The following is a 16,102-nucleotide window of genomic DNA, read 5'->3' on the forward strand; positions in this document are numbered from 1 at the left end:
AGATTAAACCCATTGCTTAAATTCTCTTATTATCGCTATCAATAATCTTCTACCATACGGATTAAGAGCGTAATTAAACGCACTGAAAACTAGAATTCCTAAGATACCGTACACTCCCATGTACAAGAAGGTTAGAGGTTTATATATCATCGATAATGGTAAACTGATTAAGGCCAGTAGCAAAGGTATCAAAAACTCCTTTAATGGAAAAGAAAAATTGTAAATTCTATTAGAAAGTCTGTATGAAGTAAAAAGTAACGAAAACGAGTTAATTAAAATTCCAATACTCATAAAAGCAGCCAAGATGTATGGAGGATAAGAAGAAAATAAATAGAGCAATAAAGTTGATACGCCTAAACCTATTATGGAAAGAGTGAAATTTGAGGATGTTAATCTAAATAGATAGCCTTTAAATTCGTCTTTAGATTCAGTAGAAAGAGTTGGATCAGCCATCGTAATTCCTTGATAGAAAATGCTGTATATCCCCCTAACAAAATTTGAAAATGTTAGTACATACAAGGCGTATATTGCTGCTGTATAATCGGGTCTCAATTTGTATAAGAGCCCATATCCATCAACATATATTAGCATTAGAAATAGGCTACCTGCTAGTGAATAAAGCTTAATTGCTTCAGCAATCACTGATGAATCTCTATTTTCTGCTAATTTAGCCATAAGCCCAGTATATACGGCTTGTGTCCATACTTGAATATTGCTTACCAATATTGCCGATTCAAAATACGCTACTACAAGATCTGAGTTAACAATTGCTAAACTTATCCATACTATTGATGCTTCTAATATGTATTGAAGATAGTTTGCAATGTAAACTACTGCTTTTCGTGTAGCTGCAATTGCAACTTTAAAATCGATTTTAAGGTTAGCCCTTATGAAGAAAATATTAAACATTATTTGAGAAATATAACCTATGTCGTAAGCTAGAATTACAGCTAGAATTGACAGATTATATACGAACATTAATACGAGCCCAGTAATTAATCTTAAAATCTGGAAAATTGTTGCTGAGATACCAACTATCTTAGGTGTTCTTCCTTGAGCTATCGCGTTTGTAACTTTTAAGAAATAGGTTAAGACAATTAAAGATATAGCAGAGTAAAAATATATTGGAACGTATAGCTTAGTGATCGACATGTAGTATGGCACTAAAAAAGCAAATATTAATCCAGCAACAGTACCAGAAATTAAATTAAATATTACTATTCCCCCAACGTTTTTCCCTTCTGCAGAATATCTTGATGTAATCAATGAGAATAAATCAGCAGGTATTGTGAAGTAACCAATCGTGAAGACATATAGAGTTTGCCAAGTAGCAAAGTAAACTGTACCATAAGGATAATTAGATAAGTATCTTGCAACCAAGAGTGTGAAAATAAACGAAATAGGTGCTACCGACGCTCTAGATAGTAAATTAATTATCCCTATTCTGGTAAACCTTACGGTATCCTTTTTTTCCATTGAATTCACCTACAAAATAAAAAGTGCTTTATCTTGTTTTCCACTTCAGTACTAGAGTATTTATACTCTATCGAAATCGAAACATTTAACTGTTTATATGTAGTGGGTTCGACATAAGGTAAATTTAGACATTCCTCCGTAGTAATCAGCTCAGAAATGAGTTGGTTAATTGAAATTCTTCTGTCAAGAGCAAGTTTCCTTAGAATTTCATACCATTCTTTCGGTATTCTTATCTTTATCATTTCCGATATGAAGAATGTTCCTAAAATGAAAAATTTATGCTTCTAGAATATCATCTATGGCTCTTGCAATATCCCTTATGGAAATTATACCCTTTAGCTTTCCATCGTTATCAGTAACTGGTAAATGCCTAATATTATACGTCCTCATTAAGCTCAAAGCTCCACTTATCGGGGAATCCTCTCTAATCGTTATTAGCGAAACTGTCATTATTTCCTCTGCTTTGGTTTCCAGTTCTTTTCCTTTTCCAATTGCCCTTACAATATCATGCTCAGTTATTATACCAACGGGTTTATCGTTTTCTACAACAATTACTGACCCAACTTTATTTTCTGTCATAATTCTCGCTACTTCTTTGAGTGTGACCCTCTTTTCCACTGTAATCACTTTAGTCTTCATATACTCTTTTACGAACTCTTCCTTCATTAAACTCGTATTTAATATAAAACAAATAATAGTTATTATGAGTTGTGGATCTTAGCACGTAATAATTAAAACATGCAGAGAGCGGGATCTTAACTTTTTGTAAGATTAAAATATGGAAAAAGAAATAACATTGTAACATAGGAAAAAATTTTTAAACTTCGTTTTAGCATACTAGCATATGAATTGGGAGGTAATTAAATTAAGATTAAATATGGCGCTAGCTACACTAGGGATTGTTTTGTTAGGATTTGCATTAGCGTTAGCAGTTGCTGATTATGTATTTGGTGCGCAATTTGGGGTTGGTCTAATACTCTCTATTCTAATATTCCTATTCTTCTTTAACGTTATCCAATGGCTATTTGGACCATACTTAATAAACTGGGCCTATAGAACAGTAGAGGTAACACCTACTGATCCAGTTTACGGATGGCTTTATAGTGTAGTTGCTGAAGTTGCAAAGTATAACGGATTTAAAAGTGTACCCAAAGTTTACATAGCAGATGTCCCATTTCCCAACGCTTTTGCGTATGGGAGCCCAATAGCTGGTAAAAGAATAGCGTTCACATTACCTATACTAAAATTGCTAAATAAGGATGAGATAATGGCCGTTGCGGGACATGAGCTAGGACATTTAAAGCATAAAGATGTTGAACTATTGATGGCAGTAGGTTTGATTCCCGCTTTGATTTATTACCTAGGTTGGTGGTTATTTTGGGGAGGTATATTTAGTGGTGGAGGAAATGGTAGAGGAAATAATGGGGGATTACTCTTCTTAATAGGAATAGCAATGATGGCGGTTAGTTTCGTCTTTCAATTATTTGTATTATTCTTAAATAGAATGAGAGAAGCATATGCTGATGTTAATTCTGCATTAACGGTCCCTGGAGGAAAAGAGAACTTACAATTAGCATTAGCTAAATTAACATTATCAATGGATCCACAAGCATTAGATAGATTCAAGAAGAAGAATTCCACAAACCAGCTTGCAAGTATGTTATTCTTTACTAATGCAATTGAGGAAGTTCCAGCATGGAACGCAAGAGAACTAGTTGAAATATGGAAAACTACTAAAGTACCTTGGTATGCTGATTTATTCATGGATCATCCACATCCTGCAAAAAGAATACAGTTATTAGAAAAGGTTTCAAAATACTAATCATTCGAATTCTATTGTTGCAGGAGGTTTTGAAGTTACATCGTAAAGGACTTCCTTCACCATGGGAATTTTTTGCAATATTTCTGAGCTTATTTTCTGCAAAATATCAAGTGGAATTCTAGCATAGTCTGCAGTCATAAAATCCTCAGTTACTACTGCTCTTATAGCTACACTATATTTCCCACTATCCCTTTCATCTAAAATGCAAAGAACATGAGTGATATCATACTTTACTAACAAATCTACAGTAGATTTGACATCTGTAATATCCTCACATTCAACTTTAGCTACATTGCCATAGGCTCTAACATCCCCTTTTACTCCAGTAGCTCTAGTCTCATATAAAAATACCTTGATACCATCTAATGTAACCCATTTACCGTTTGATTCAAATGCTACGCCAAAATATTGTGAATAACCTAAATTATCTAAGTATCTCTCTACAATGTCATTAGCTTCTCTTACAACTTCTAGTTTTTCTCTAGTCAACTTCCCAACTGCCCTTACTAAAAGTCCAGGTCCAGGAAATGGCTGTCTCTCTGAAATCTCCCTAGGTAATCCTAAATACCTAGCCAATTCTCTTACTTCGTTCTTGTAAAGGTCTGCTAATGGTTCAATAAGTGTAAATCCCCATTGTCTTTCAGTATTTATACCTATTTGCACTAAAACATTATGCTGAGTTTTAATTCCGCCTTGAGTTTCCACCCAATCGGCAGCAATTGTACCTTGCATAAGGTACTTAGCGTTAAATTGTTTCATCAAAGACGCAATAGTAGAGTAAAATAATTCTCTAAACTTCTTTCTTTTCTCTTCTGCATCCCACATTCCCTCAAGGGCTGAAATAAATAACTCCTTCTTATCTATTACAATAAAATTCGGTAATATTTGCTTTAAATAAGACCTAACTTTTTCTGCTTCATTCTTCCTTAAAAATCCCGTATCTATCAGAACAGGGATAACTCTTTCCCCTAATATTTTGTAAGCGAGAACTGCAGCTGTAGTACTATCTACGCCACCACTTACTGCAGCCAATACTTTCTCATTGGCTATTTTTTCCATCAATTGCGGCTTTATTTCTTCAATAAACGAAGCAGGATCAAACATTTGTTTAAGATTAAAAAACTCATTCCTTATAAATATCTACTATTTCATCAATGTGTAGATACTTTCTTAAAGTTCTCTCTACAAGAAGAGCTTGTTGTTGTATTTCGCTCACCATCGTCTCTGAATGTATTTTAATATTAAATTCGTTCAATAAGTTTTTCATCCCATCAGAAAATAAACTGCCATGAACACTTAGCCCAACGAAATTACTTTTATATACACCGTCCTTAACACTAACTCTCTCACCATTTCTAGATACTATCTCCAATAATGGTTTCTCACTCCCATATTTTATCACTCCTCGCCTAATCTCATAACCATCAATCTTTCCATAATCTGAGATTCCCTCAGTTAATGACACTGTTTTTATTTTTTCATAGTATACATCCATATCAAAGATCCCTAACCCGTTGTACTCTGTGGGATTACCAGTCTCGATACCATATGGATCAACTAACCTTTTGCCCATGATTTGGAAACCACCACAAACACCCAATACGTTCTTGCTTTTTCTTAGATAATCGATAAATCCTCTATCAGCTAGCCATTTTAGTGACTCTAACGTATTCCTACTACCTGGAAGAATAACTAAATCAGCTTTAGTGATCTCTTTAGGCTTTCTAACAAATCTCACATGAGTATTGGACTTACTTAAAGCATAAAATTCATTAAAATTACTCATATAAGGGTAAGCTATTATGGCTACTTCTACATCACCTTCGCCGAAGTTATAAACGTTCATGGAATCTTCTGGCATTATGGGAATTTCGTCAAGAAAAGGTATGTAGCCTAAATATCTCATATTAGTCTTCTGCTCAAGCCATTTTATCGCATCATAGAGGAAGCTTTCCTCTCCTCTAAACTTGTTAATAATAAAGCCCTTTATGTTTTCTCTTACAGACTGAGGTAGCATCATATATGTTCCATAAGCTGATGAGAAAGCTCCTCCTCTATCTATATCAAGGACTAAAATGGCTGGAATACCTCTCTCTTTCATAACCTTTATTGCAGTTATGTCTCTATCGATAAAATTAGGTTCACCAATACCTCCTGCGGCTTCTATAACTAGATCGTCATTTAGGTAAGGGGAAATTTTGCTCCATAGCGTATTATTTGCTAAAGTATAGTATTCCTTTCCGTTCATTATGCCTAAGGAATAACCCATAAATACGACTTCAACACCTTTTCCCATTGGCTTAAGCAGTATAGGATTCATATACCTTTCCGGTCTAATCCCTGCTCCAATTGCTTGGTATGCTTGAATAAATGCTATTTCTCCCCCATCCCAAGTTGATATACTATTTAAGGACATATTTTGAATCTTAAGTGGTTTGGCGTTAAGTATCCTAACTAAACCAGTAGTCACAAACGATTTGCCAGAATCGCTCATTGTGGAAGCTATTATTATTGACACTAAACCATATCAACTTAGAGGATAAATAAATCCACATGAGAGGAAAAGGAATATTAGCGCAATTTTCGTTCTTCACAACAATACCAGTAAAGACCAATATACCATTAGAGGAAATTGCCGAATACTCTTATATCTCCCCGATAGTTGTAGGAATAACATTAGCTATAATAGAGTCTGGTCTCTACTTTATTCTCTATAAAGTTCTTGGAATTGGAGAACTATCCGGAATATTATTGCTGGGAGTAATAGAGCTATTAAGGGGATTTAACCATTTAGATGGACTATTGGATCTGGGAGACGCATTAATGGTTAGAGGTAGTAGAGAAAAGAAGGTAAAAGCGTTAAAAGATGTGGAAATAGGATCTGGTGGAATAGGCTTACTATTAGTATACTTATCTATAGAAGTTGTAGCGTTATTGAAACTTGGATTTTCAATCTATACAATTTTATACTTAATCTCATCTGATGTAATATCCAGATCATTTAGTCTATACGTTCTCTCAACTATAAAACCACTTCCCGAAAGTGTACTAGGAAAAATATTTCATGAAAAATTAAGAAATAAATCATTGATATTGATAATTGAGTTAATACCTTTCATCTCCTTGTATAACGTTATACTCTATATTGTACTCTACATTATAATGTATAAAATATGTAAATCACTGGGAGGTTCATCTGGAGATATAACTGGGGCTTCAATAACAATTTCGTTTCCAATATTCTTACTAACTAACGAGGTAACCAATTTAAACTACTCCATAATATCTATCTTGTGTTATTTGTTCTTGCACTTGCACTAGTATGGGATCTTATCTTCTCAGAACCTCCAATTTACATACACCCTGTAGTTTGGACTGGAAAGATATCTGAGAAGATTATCAAACCGTATAAGGGATACGCCTATGGAATTCTTTTGTGGATAGTTTCTGTTTTACCCGTATTATTCGTTTTCGTCTTTCTCCCTATAATAATGCCCATGCCAATTTACATCAGAATTATAATATTAGCGTTTTCACTAAAAACTACGTTTTCTATAAAAATGCTTTATGACATCGTCAAAAAGGGATCTGTATTAGATGATCGAGCTAGATACTATGCGCAACAGATCGTAAGAAGGGATCTAAGTAAAAGCGATAAAGAGCACATAGCCTCTGCGTTAATTGAATCATTATTTGAAAGTACAGTTGACGGAATTACCTCACCTATCTTTTGGTTCCTAGTACTTGGGATTTTGGGAGCAATGTTACAGAGACTTGCAAATACTATGGATAGCATGGTAGGTTACAAGACGGAGGAGCTTAAAAAAGAGGGTTGGTTCTCAGCAAAAATGGATACAGTAATTAATTACATTCCAGCCAGGTTAACCGGAGCAATAATGCTTCTTTCTGGGCTCATATTAGGTCTTAACGTTAGACAAGGATTAAAAGCTCTAAAAAATGCAAGAATGGAAAGCTTAAACGCAAAATATCCAATAGCAATTGCAGCTGGACTATTAAATGTAACCTTGGAAAAGACTGGATATTATAGTGTTGGATTTGGAAATTTACCTAGTAGGAAAGACATCGAAAATGCACTAAAATTATTTAAATCAACTCTTATCCTCTATTTCGCCTTAATCTTAACTATTTATTATTACCTTTATGGCATTGCCTTCCTTAGCTATCCTTACGGCCTCATTAAATTCATCTAATGTAAACCTATGGGTTACTAATCTAGTCACATCAATTTTCTTTGAGGCTATTATCGATAAGGCTTCTCTTGTGTCCTCCTCCACTGCGGCATTACTAGAAACAATAGAAATTTCATTATTTAGTAATTCACTTATATCATAATTAAGGATGGTGCCCTTATACGGTACTCCAAACAATAAAACTCTTCCACCTTTTCTAGTTGCGTGTATACCAGAGAGTATAGCTGAAGGCGATCCAGAGGCAATAATTGTAACGTCAGCACCTCTTCCTTCAGTTAGTCGTTTAACCTCGCTTACAACATCATTTTTCTTTGCGTTAAGAGAATAATCCACTCCAACTTTATAGGCAAAATCCACTCTGAAATCACTTATATCTGAGGCTATAACTAGGCCAGCCTTATTTATCTTAGCCATCATAGCGTGTAATAGTCCCATAGGGCCTATACCTACCACGAATACTGTATCTCCATCATCGATACGTATTCTTCTTTGAGCTCTAACTACAGTTGCTAATGGCTCTATAAAAGATCCTTCTTCAAAGCTAACATCATCTGGTAACTTCAAAATTCCACCTCTGACTACATTCCACGCTGGGACTCTAAAATACTCTGAAAATCCACCCGGGTCTAAATTGGTTTTTCTATAATAAGGACACATCGTAGGGCTTCCTTTTTTACAATAATAACACTCATAGCATGGTACATGATGGTGTGCAAATACTCGATCGCCTGGCTTTAACCAATCTACTGTGGATTCTTCAATTATGCCAGATGGTTCATGTCCCAATATTGGCTGTGAAGCAGTGTATTGCCCATATATCTTCTCTATATCAGTACCACATAACCCACAAGCCTTCATTTTGATTAAAACGTCGCCTTGTTGTAATTTCGGCTTTGGTAATTCTTTTATTACAACTTTACCATTTTCCATTATCACACTTTTCATTAAGAGACGTACCCCCTTACCGTCTTAAATAAGGAATATATGGTAATACAAACATTATATTAATTGTGGATTTAATTATTACTTTCGGCTTAGTCACACTGGTTATTATGTTACAGTTTGCAGTAGTACCTGGAATAATCCTTAAAAGAGCTACAAAAGTTTCAGAACTAAACGGTTACCCAATATATATGATAGAATCTAACGATATTAACGCTTTTTCGCTTATCTCCATCTGGGGAAAGCACATATTAGTTACGAAGGGATTATTAAGTAAAGAAGATAACGAACACATAGCTGCTGCATTAATGCACGAAATCGGTCATATAAGACTGAATCATCACATTAAAATGAGTCTTTGTATAATTTCTATTATAATAGTATTCACGTATCTTCTTAATTATGTAATTTTCCTAGTACCATTTGTAATTTCAGTTCTGGCTATCCAGAGATATTTACAAAGAAGATTTGAGTTAGAAGCTGATAAATTTGCTACGAAATTTATAAATGCGAAATTATTACACGATTTGATAACAAAATATGGTGAGAATAAAATATCATTTTTATCTACTCATCCTAACATTAAGATAAGACTTAAAAATATTAGCAAATAAATTGAAATGTGTACGTTGGCAAACCCGTTAAAAGACTCGAAGATCCAAAATTTTTAACTGGAAGTTCAACTTATGTGGATGACATTGAGCTTCCGGGTACATTATTTGTAGCTTTTCTTAGATCTACTAAACCACATGCAAAAGTAAGGGTAAGGAAAAGTGGACATAATATATTTACGGGTGAAGATATAAATCCTGGTAGTGATTTCCCGATACCGGTTGAAGAGGTAACTTATGTTGGACAGCCAATAGCCGCAGTAGTTGCAAGAGACAGATATGAGGCATATGATTTACTAGAAAGTATAGAAGTTGAATATGAGGATTTACCATACGTAATTGACCCACAATTAGCTTTAAAGAATGATGTGAAGGTGTACACTAAAAAAGAATCTAACATTTATGAATATAAGAAATGGGAAGCAGGAAATATAGAACAAAGCTTCAAAGAAGCTGACGTTATCGTTGAAGGAGAATTATACAATCAAAGAGTCATAGCGAATCCTTTGGAAACTAGAGGAACCTTAGCTTACTTTGATGGAAATAGATTAAACGTATGGTCATCAACCCAATCAGCTCATTATCTTAGGAGAAATTTAATGAACTTTTTAGGAATTAATAATATAAGAGTAATTCAGCCAGATGTTGGCGGAGCATTTGGAAGTAAAATTATAGCACATCCAGAAGAATATGCAGTAGCTAAATTGGCTTTAAAAATAAGAAGACCATTAAAATGGATTCCTACTAGATCTGAGGAAATACAGACAGCTGGACACGGAAGAGACAAGAGATTGAAATTCAAGGTTGGTTTAAAGAAAGATGGAACAATATTAGGTATAGATGGCACCTTAATTGCAGATTTAGGGGCGCCATATCCAGATGCAAATGATGACGAGATAGGTAATGTACATAGTACAGTTAGGATGATGTTAGGGCCTTATAAGATTCAGAACATAAGAATTGATGAATACGCCGTAAATACTAATAAATCTCCTACACAATCTTATAGAGGTGCTGGTAGACCTGAGGCTACATATTTCATAGAGAGAATCATTAATATTGTTTCTATGGAATTAGGAAAAGATGAATTTGAAATAAGGGAGAAGAATTTAATAAAAGAACTCCCATACAAAAACGCTTTAGGTATAACTTATGATTCTGGTGATTATTTAACACTTCTAAATAAGGCAAGAGAGTATTATGAAAAATTAAAAGCTGAGACACAGCCTAATGAATGCGTCGGCTCTAGCATGTACGTCGAGATAACGGGATTCGGACCTTGGGAAACTGCAAGGATTTTCGCTAAAAGTGATGGTAAAATCGTCATAATAACTGGAAGCGGTCCTCATGGACAAGGTGATGGTACCGCATTTGCACAAATTGTTGCCGACATACTAGAATTACCTATAGAAGATATTGAAGTTAGGTGGGGCGACACAGACATAATTTCAGATGGTATAGGAACGTGGGGAAGTAGAACAGTTACAATAGGAGGTTCAGCAATGTATAAGGCTGCAGAGGAATTGAGGAAAAGACTAACTGAAATTGGAGCTAAGATGTTGAATGCGGATTTAGAAGAAGTTGAGTATAAAAATGGTTCTGTTATTCATAAGAAGAATGGTAAAAGCGTTACAGTAAAGGAAATAATACAAAATGCATATTCTTTAGGATATTCCTTAGATATAACATCTGTGTACAATGTAAACAAGCCAGGATATACTGTACCTTATGGCGTGCATCTAGCTTTAGTTAGCATTGATAGGGAAACTGGAAGTATAAAGGTTAAGAAATATATAGCAATTGACGATGTTGGAAGAGTTATAAATCCTCTGCTTGCTGAGGGACAAATAATAGGTGGAGCTATTCAAGGAATAGCACAAGCTATATATGAAGGAGCTATATATAGCAAGGAAGGATACTTGTTAAACTCTAACTTAACAGACTATGGCTTTCCTACAGCAGTTGAGGCTCCAAAAGTAGAGTGGCATTACATTGAAAAAGGCTTTTCATCTCATCCTATTGGAAGTAAAGGTATAGGCGAGGCTGGGACAATAGCTTCAACCCCTGCTGTAATTAATGCTGTGGAGAAGTGCATTGGAAGAAGGATACCTAACATGCCAGTTAAGCCGGAAGAGGCTATCTGAAAATGCAAAGACACGTAATGTCATCTAAAGATGCTAAAGTTTTCATAAACAAAATTAAGGAAAAATATAATATTGATGTATCAAATGCTAAACTAGAAGTAGGTAAAGAAAAGAAAGAAGTATGGTACTATGTAGATGGCTTATTGGCTTTTTTTGATGATTTTATACCCACACTTTGCGGTGTAATGAAACTTAAAATAGCAATCCCTTACGTAATAATAGATGAAGGTGCTGTAAAGGCTGTAAGTAGAGGAGCTGATCTTTTTGTTCCCGGTATTGTTGAATATGACTGTGAATGTAAGGAGGGAGATATTATTTTAGCTAAAACAAAAACGAATTTGCCTGTGGCTATATTAAGAGTAGTAATGCCCAAAGAAAAAGCATTATCTGAAAAGAAGGGGAAATTTGCAGAAACGCTCCATCATGTAGGGGATAAATTATGGGAGATGTGCAATGGTTAATTTTTCTATAGTTATACCCACTTATAATGAGAGAGATAACATTGTAAAACTTATAGAGGAAATTAATAGAACAATTTTCTATAATACAAGGATTCTCGTAATTGATGACAATAGTCCAGATGGTACTGCTCAAGTCTTACAAAATCTAAATTTAAGTAATTTGATAGTCTTTGTAAGAAAAAATGAAAGAGGTTTAGGCTCAGCCTTAAGGTATGGAATTAAAAAAGCAATAGAATTGGAATCTGACTATGTAGTTACCATGGATGCAGATTTTAGTCACGACCCAAAGTATCTGCCAGAAATGATGAAAGTCGCACAGGAAGAGAATTATGACCTAGTTATTGGTTCAAGATATATTAAAGGTGGTGGGATAGAAAACTGGCCATTAAGCAGAAAGGTTATAAGCAAGGGTGCAAACTACTTATTCAAATTAGTCTCTCGCTCACCAATAAATGACAATACATCTGGGTTTAGAATATACTCACGTAGGGCAGCAATATTAGCATTAGAGTGTGAATCGACGGATGGATACGAATTTCAGATATGCACGGCATTTAAAATTATTAAGTCGAATTTAAAATTCAAGGAGTATCCTATCTTATTTAGGAATAGAACAACAGGAAAAAGCAAATTAGGTTTTAAAGAAATTATAAAATGGTTCTTCTATATAATTAGGCTTTCCCTTTCTTCTTGAGCTTTTCGAGTTCTACTTTAATTTCTTCAATTTCTTTCTTAAGTGACGCTATTTCACTCTCATGATTTTCTAATGTTTTAAGTAATTTCTCTTTGTCAACATGCTCTTCTTTCTGTTCTTTAAGTTTAAGATTGCCATCCTGGTCCATTTCCACTAAACCTAATCTCTGTAACTCTCTTGCATATCCCTTAGCGGTCTTCGGTGAAACCTTTATTTCTAATGCCAAATCTTTTACATTAATATTACCCTTATTTTTTAGAATGTTTATTATATCTTGAAGCCTAGGAGTAAGTTCCATATTTATAAGCTTTAACATAGAATGTCTTTTAAATATAGAGTCATATCAATTTAGGAGAAAATTGACACTATTGCTGAAGGAGAAAGAAGTAATAGAATTGCTAGATTATAGAGAAATATATAATTCCTTATTAAATGCATTTATATCTTTTGAAAATAAACTTGCGCTTAATTTGGAAAGAAGTAGAATATCGTTTCACGGTGCAACGCTAACATTTCAAGCCGCAGCTATGGAAAAGTACATAGGATATAAAACATTTATTTCTGGAACCCATCTGACGTTTTTATATGATACTTCAGGGAATCTATTAAGTATAATTGAATCTGATAGACTTTCACAAGCTAGAACCTCAGTATTATCCATCCTAGCTACGGACTTCATATACGGCGATTTCACATCCCTAGGGGTAATTGGGCTTGGAAAATATGGTTTAGCCATTGTAGAAATAGCGAATGAACTAAAGAAGGGAATTAAAATTAACGTTTTCACTCCTTCTCAGCAAAGAATGGAAAAGGCATTAGAAGTATTCAGTAATGAAGGAATAGACGTATCACCTAAGAATTCAATAAAGAAAGTTTGCGAAGAAAGTGAGGTTATAACTACAATAACCAAAGCGAAGGACCCATTCTTGAAATTAGAATATGTAAACTCTCAAAGAAAGCACATAAACGCGATGGGTTCCAATATACCGGAAAAAATTGAAATATATCCAGAGGTTATAAAGGCCTCAAAGCTGATTGTAGTTGAAGAATTAGAACAGAGCCTAAAGGAATCAGGAGAATTAGTGATTGCCAAAAAAATGGGCATGCTCGACACAAGTAAGATAGTAACCTTATCTGAAATACTTTCAAAGAAAATTAATCCAAATAAAGAAGGAATTACAATATTTAAATCTGTAGGTATTGGACTTGAAGATTTAGCAGTAGGAAAGTTAATTTATGAAAAAGCTTTAAGGAAAGGTTTAGGTACTGAAATAGAGGTAAAGGGGATTTGGTATCGAGAATTGGCAAAGAAATAGAGATATCTCCAGTAGAATTAGGCTCTCAAATAGCTAAGAAGGTTAAGATCAACTTAGCTAGCGGAACTCCGGATCCAAAAAAGATGCCAGTAAGAGAAATTAAAGAAGCATATGCCGAAGTAATCGATGAGTTTGGCCCAAAGGTATTATTTTACCCTGGAGCAGGAGGACAAGAGGAATTAATAAAGGAAATTGAAGTCAATTTTTTACCACTTTTAGGTTTGTCAAAGCAGAAGAATGAAAAAATTGTTGTAACTAGTGGAGCTCAACATGCCATGGAGCTATTAGGGAAATACTTTTTGGAAAATGATATTGTTGCAGTAGAAAATCCCACGTTCATAGAAACATTTAATGCGTTGAAGCTAAGAAGTTCGTCTACAGTACCCATTTCCCTAAAGTCTGACGGAATAGACGTAGATGAACTTGAAATGTTATTAAAGATAGTAAAAATAAACTTACTATATGTTATTCCGAATTGTCATAATCCTGCTGGTGTTAATATGTCGGAATACAAAAGAAAAAGATTAGTAGAACTTGCCGAACTGTACGATTTTTACATTATAGAGGATGACCCATATAGGCCTATTGCAGGAAGCGTACCCCAGCCAATTAAGAATTTCGATAAGAGTGGTAGAGTAATATACGTGAGTAGCTTTAGCAAAATTATAGCTCCAGGTTTAAGAGTGGGATTTATCTTAGCAAGAGAGGATATAAGCAACAAAATAAGCCTATTAGAGCAGTTGGACTTCTCCACATCTACTATAAATCAGTACGTCGTAGCGAGATTAATAAAGAAGGGATTACTAAATGAAAAGTCAAAAGAATTATATGCGTATTATAAGGGGAAAATGAAAGTATTGATAGATTCGCTTAAAGAGAAAAGAATGGATAAATTTAATGAGTCTATGTGCGGTTTCTTCTTGCTCTTAGATCTAGAAAAAGATAGTTGGAATGTTTTTCATAAGGCAGTAGAAAAAGGCTTAAGCTTTGTACCAGCTAAACCATTCTTCTTAAGAGGAGGAGACACGATGGCTAGGTTAAGTATTTCTGTAGCAACACATGACGAAATTATCGAAGGAGTAAAGCTACTTTACGAAAGTGTAAAAAGTGTCTAATCGAAAACCACTTCTTGAACTTTTGATATGAAATCTTTAACTTGATTCTCATAAAAAGGGATATCGTTTTCATCTACATTTCCACTTAAATAGCAGTCATAATGTAATGTTACACCTAAATTCCAGTATCTTTCTACCCAGTCACCTAATATATTTGAAAGCTCCTTTACTATTTCGCTTCTTGACTTATCTTGTAAAGAAAAATAGTAAGCTAAAAGCTTAATACCAGCATTTATAGCCTCGTACAACATCTCGCACACTATGCCTGGAGAATTGACCGTATTACTAAGATCATAATAAAATTTTGACGCGGATATAAAATATGTATAAAATTCCTTTTTACTTTCATTTAATGCTTCCACGATATTATACTTAAACTAGTATTATTTTAAAAAGTGACTATGCCACTATTACGTTTTATAAGGAAGAAATAGAGACTATATTGAAATGAAACTAATGTACCTCTCACTTATAATAAGCATAATTTCCCTTTTCCTAGGTAGTGTTCTATTATTTAACACAGTTCCAAGAATTCTTATATCAGGCACACTGATAATAGTAGCATTCCTAGTTGTATCATTATTTCTTATTAACAAATACCCAAAAGTGAGATACGTTCTATTCTTTCTGGCAATATTAGCTATAGTCATTTCTTCATTTTCTAATGCACATTTACAAGCACTAAGAGAATTTGGGCAGTCAACATATATTACCTCTTTAGATATCTTGATGATTTTAGGATTCTATGTAGGGCCGATACTATATATAATAGCACTTCTTAGGGATAATTTAAAAAGGTAAAAAACTATTATTTACCTCTGTGGAAGTTATAGATCCGCATGCGAGAGTAGCAGACTTAGTAGGTCTATTATACTCTTTAGAAAATACTTTTAATGGCAAAACAGACTTATATATGCTAGAAAAAGAAATGGAAGTTGACCTAGACGATCTAATGCCTATTGTATATACTGCTGACTCTTTAGGATTTATAACTGTAGGGGAAGGCGACATAATAATAACTGATAAAGGAATGGAATTTCTAAAATCAAATCTAAAAAAGAGAAAAGAAATAATCAAAGAATCTATAAGAAAAATAGAACCCTTTAAAACTGCATTAGAGCTAAAAGAATTCACATTAGAAGAATTAAAAGATATCTTAGAAAGCAAGGGAATACAACTATATAATAGTCCAGAAGGTCTTTATGATTTGCAAATAACTTTAGTAGAGTGGGGTGTGTATTCAGGATTGTTGAAAAAAGAGGGAGACAGATTTATAGTATCTACGACTTAGCGTAATGCTAGAGAAGTAT

19 protein-coding genes are annotated in these 16,102 nt (G+C 34.1%); 11 read left to right on the plus strand and 8 right to left on the minus strand.

From position 1 onward, the window contains the following. Positions 1-3: 3 nt before the first annotated feature. The 3 genes from V6M85_RS09715 to V6M85_RS09725 are packed head-to-tail and all read right to left on the minus strand — an operon-like array spanning position 4 to position 2,142. A complete protein-coding gene (locus tag V6M85_RS09715) occupies positions 4-1,476 on the minus strand; it encodes a teichoic acid transporter (RefSeq protein WP_338599322.1) in 1,473 nt (490 codons plus the stop codon). A gap of 5 nt (positions 1,477-1,481) precedes the next feature. Continuing rightward, positions 1,482-1,718, minus strand: coding sequence for a hypothetical protein (locus tag V6M85_RS09720; RefSeq protein ID WP_338599324.1), 237 nt, complete (start codon positions 1,716-1,718; stop codon positions 1,482-1,484). A 34-nt stretch (positions 1,719-1,752) separates the two neighbouring features. Beyond that, the gene (locus V6M85_RS09725) at positions 1,753-2,142 is read right to left on the minus strand and encodes a CBS domain-containing protein (protein WP_338599326.1); all 390 of its coding nucleotides are present in this window, start codon (positions 2,140-2,142) and stop codon (positions 1,753-1,755) included. A gap of 178 nt (positions 2,143-2,320) precedes the next feature. On the opposite strand from V6M85_RS09725, the gene htpX reads away from it, so the two are divergent. Continuing rightward, on the plus strand, positions 2,321-3,298 hold the full coding sequence (gene htpX, locus V6M85_RS09730) for a zinc metalloprotease HtpX (protein ID WP_338599328.1): 978 nt from the start codon (positions 2,321-2,323) through the stop codon (positions 3,296-3,298). Here htpX and V6M85_RS09735 read toward each other — a convergent pair whose 3' ends face one another. Both V6M85_RS09735 and V6M85_RS09740 read right to left on the minus strand, forming a co-directional pair. Further along, complete coding sequence (locus V6M85_RS09735) at positions 3,299-4,402, minus strand: ATP-binding protein (RefSeq protein ID WP_338599330.1); 1,104 nt, start codon at positions 4,400-4,402, stop codon at positions 3,299-3,301. A 19-nt stretch (positions 4,403-4,421) separates the two neighbouring features. After that, positions 4,422-5,816, minus strand: a complete 1,395-nt coding sequence (locus V6M85_RS09740) for a cobyric acid synthase (RefSeq protein ID WP_338599333.1) — start codon at positions 5,814-5,816, stop codon at positions 4,422-4,424. A gap of 35 nt (positions 5,817-5,851) precedes the next feature. On the opposite strand from V6M85_RS09740, the gene cobS reads away from it, so the two are divergent. Then, complete coding sequence (gene cobS, locus V6M85_RS09745) at positions 5,852-6,619, plus strand: adenosylcobinamide-GDP ribazoletransferase (RefSeq protein WP_338599336.1); 768 nt, start codon at positions 5,852-5,854, stop codon at positions 6,617-6,619. Further along, positions 6,592-7,509, plus strand: coding sequence for a cobalamin biosynthesis protein (locus tag V6M85_RS09750; RefSeq protein ID WP_338599338.1), 918 nt, complete (start codon positions 6,592-6,594; stop codon positions 7,507-7,509). The genes cobS and V6M85_RS09750 overlap by 28 nt, the downstream gene beginning before the upstream one ends. Here V6M85_RS09750 and V6M85_RS09755 read toward each other — a convergent pair. Beyond that, the gene (locus V6M85_RS09755; RefSeq protein WP_338599340.1) at positions 7,438-8,454 is read right to left on the minus strand and encodes a zinc-dependent dehydrogenase; all 1,017 of its coding nucleotides are present in this window, start codon (positions 8,452-8,454) and stop codon (positions 7,438-7,440) included. The two genes, V6M85_RS09750 and V6M85_RS09755, sit on opposite strands and share 72 nt — an antisense overlap. Positions 8,455-8,519: 65 nt before the next feature. Between V6M85_RS09755 and V6M85_RS09760 the strand changes: the two genes are divergently transcribed. Genes V6M85_RS09760 through V6M85_RS09775 form a run of 4 tightly spaced genes read left to right on the plus strand, consistent with a single transcriptional unit; the run spans position 8,520 to position 12,361 of the window. Continuing rightward, on the plus strand, positions 8,520-9,065 hold the full coding sequence (locus V6M85_RS09760) for a M48 family metalloprotease (protein ID WP_338599343.1): 546 nt from the start codon (positions 8,520-8,522) through the stop codon (positions 9,063-9,065). Positions 9,066-9,073: 8 nt separating this feature from the next. Then, positions 9,074-11,206, plus strand: a complete 2,133-nt coding sequence (cutA, locus tag V6M85_RS09765) for a glyceraldehyde dehydrogenase subunit alpha (protein ID WP_338599346.1) — start codon at positions 9,074-9,076, stop codon at positions 11,204-11,206. A gap of 2 nt (positions 11,207-11,208) precedes the next feature. Further along, on the plus strand, positions 11,209-11,667 hold the full coding sequence (locus tag V6M85_RS09770; RefSeq protein ID WP_338599349.1) for an RNA-binding protein: 459 nt from the start codon (positions 11,209-11,211) through the stop codon (positions 11,665-11,667). Next, complete coding sequence (locus V6M85_RS09775) at positions 11,660-12,361, plus strand: polyprenol monophosphomannose synthase (protein ID WP_338599351.1); 702 nt, start codon at positions 11,660-11,662, stop codon at positions 12,359-12,361. The genes V6M85_RS09770 and V6M85_RS09775 overlap by 8 nt, the downstream gene beginning before the upstream one ends. On the opposite strand, the gene V6M85_RS09780 is transcribed toward V6M85_RS09775, so the two are convergent. Further along, a complete protein-coding gene (locus tag V6M85_RS09780; protein ID WP_338604731.1) occupies positions 12,339-12,659 on the minus strand; it encodes a winged helix-turn-helix transcriptional regulator in 321 nt (106 codons plus the stop codon). The two genes, V6M85_RS09775 and V6M85_RS09780, sit on opposite strands and share 23 nt — an antisense overlap. 61 nt (positions 12,660-12,720) lie before the next feature. Between V6M85_RS09780 and V6M85_RS09785 the strand changes: the two genes are divergently transcribed. Beyond that, the gene (locus V6M85_RS09785) at positions 12,721-13,677 is read left to right on the plus strand and encodes an ornithine cyclodeaminase family protein (RefSeq protein ID WP_338599354.1); all 957 of its coding nucleotides are present in this window, start codon (positions 12,721-12,723) and stop codon (positions 13,675-13,677) included. Beyond that, on the plus strand, positions 13,650-14,792 hold the full coding sequence (locus tag V6M85_RS09790; RefSeq protein ID WP_338599357.1) for a PLP-dependent aminotransferase family protein: 1,143 nt from the start codon (positions 13,650-13,652) through the stop codon (positions 14,790-14,792). Before V6M85_RS09785 ends, V6M85_RS09790 begins: the two co-directional genes overlap by 28 nt. Here the strand turns inward: V6M85_RS09790 and V6M85_RS09795 are convergent. Further along, positions 14,789-15,154 carry a PaREP1 family protein gene (locus tag V6M85_RS09795; protein WP_338599360.1) on the minus strand — a complete coding sequence of 122 codons (366 nt, stop codon included), beginning with the start codon at positions 15,152-15,154 and terminating at the stop codon, positions 14,789-14,791. The two genes, V6M85_RS09790 and V6M85_RS09795, sit on opposite strands and share 4 nt — an antisense overlap. 85 nt (positions 15,155-15,239) lie before the next feature. On the opposite strand from V6M85_RS09795, the gene V6M85_RS09800 reads away from it, so the two are divergent. Then, a complete protein-coding gene (locus V6M85_RS09800; RefSeq protein WP_338599363.1) occupies positions 15,240-15,593 on the plus strand; it encodes a hypothetical protein in 354 nt (117 codons plus the stop codon). A 19-nt stretch (positions 15,594-15,612) separates the two neighbouring features. Next, positions 15,613-16,083: an AAA-associated domain-containing protein gene (locus tag V6M85_RS09805; protein ID WP_338599366.1), complete on the plus strand. Its 471-nt coding sequence runs from the start codon at positions 15,613-15,615 to the stop codon at positions 16,081-16,083. Positions 16,084-16,102 lie beyond the last annotated feature (19 nt).

It is taken from the genome of Sulfolobus tengchongensis, assembly GCF_036967215.1.
GTDB lineage: Archaea > Thermoproteota > Thermoprotei_A > Sulfolobales > Sulfolobaceae > Saccharolobus > Saccharolobus tengchongensis_A.

Bases quoted from the DNA above. Each gene is read 5' to 3' on its own strand.
- V6M85_RS09800 (WP_338599363.1), top strand. From the start codon at position 15,240: ATGAAACTAATGTACCTCTCACTTATAATAAGCATAATTTCCCTTTTC.
- V6M85_RS09725 (WP_338599326.1), bottom strand. From the start codon at position 2,142: ATGAAGGAAGAGTTCGTAAAAGAGTATATGAAGACTAAAGTGATTACA.
- V6M85_RS09770 (WP_338599349.1), top strand. From the start codon at position 11,209: ATGCAAAGACACGTAATGTCATCTAAAGATGCTAAAGTTTTCATAAAC.
- V6M85_RS09715 (WP_338599322.1), bottom strand. From the start codon at position 1,476: ATGGAAAAAAAGGATACCGTAAGGTTTACCAGAATAGGGATAATTAAT.
- V6M85_RS09735 (WP_338599330.1), bottom strand. From the start codon at position 4,402: ATGTTTGATCCTGCTTCGTTTATTGAAGAAATAAAGCCGCAATTGATG.
- V6M85_RS09775 (WP_338599351.1), top strand. From the start codon at position 11,660: ATGGTTAATTTTTCTATAGTTATACCCACTTATAATGAGAGAGATAAC.
- htpX (WP_338599328.1), top strand. From the start codon at position 2,321: ATGAATTGGGAGGTAATTAAATTAAGATTAAATATGGCGCTAGCTACA.
- cobS (WP_338599336.1), top strand. From the start codon at position 5,852: ATGAGAGGAAAAGGAATATTAGCGCAATTTTCGTTCTTCACAACAATA.
- V6M85_RS09720 (WP_338599324.1), bottom strand. From the start codon at position 1,718: ATGATAAAGATAAGAATACCGAAAGAATGGTATGAAATTCTAAGGAAA.
- V6M85_RS09755 (WP_338599340.1), bottom strand. From the start codon at position 8,454: ATGAAAAGTGTGATAATGGAAAATGGTAAAGTTGTAATAAAAGAATTA.
- V6M85_RS09780 (WP_338604731.1), bottom strand. From the start codon at position 12,659: ATGGAACTTACTCCTAGGCTTCAAGATATAATAAACATTCTAAAAAAT.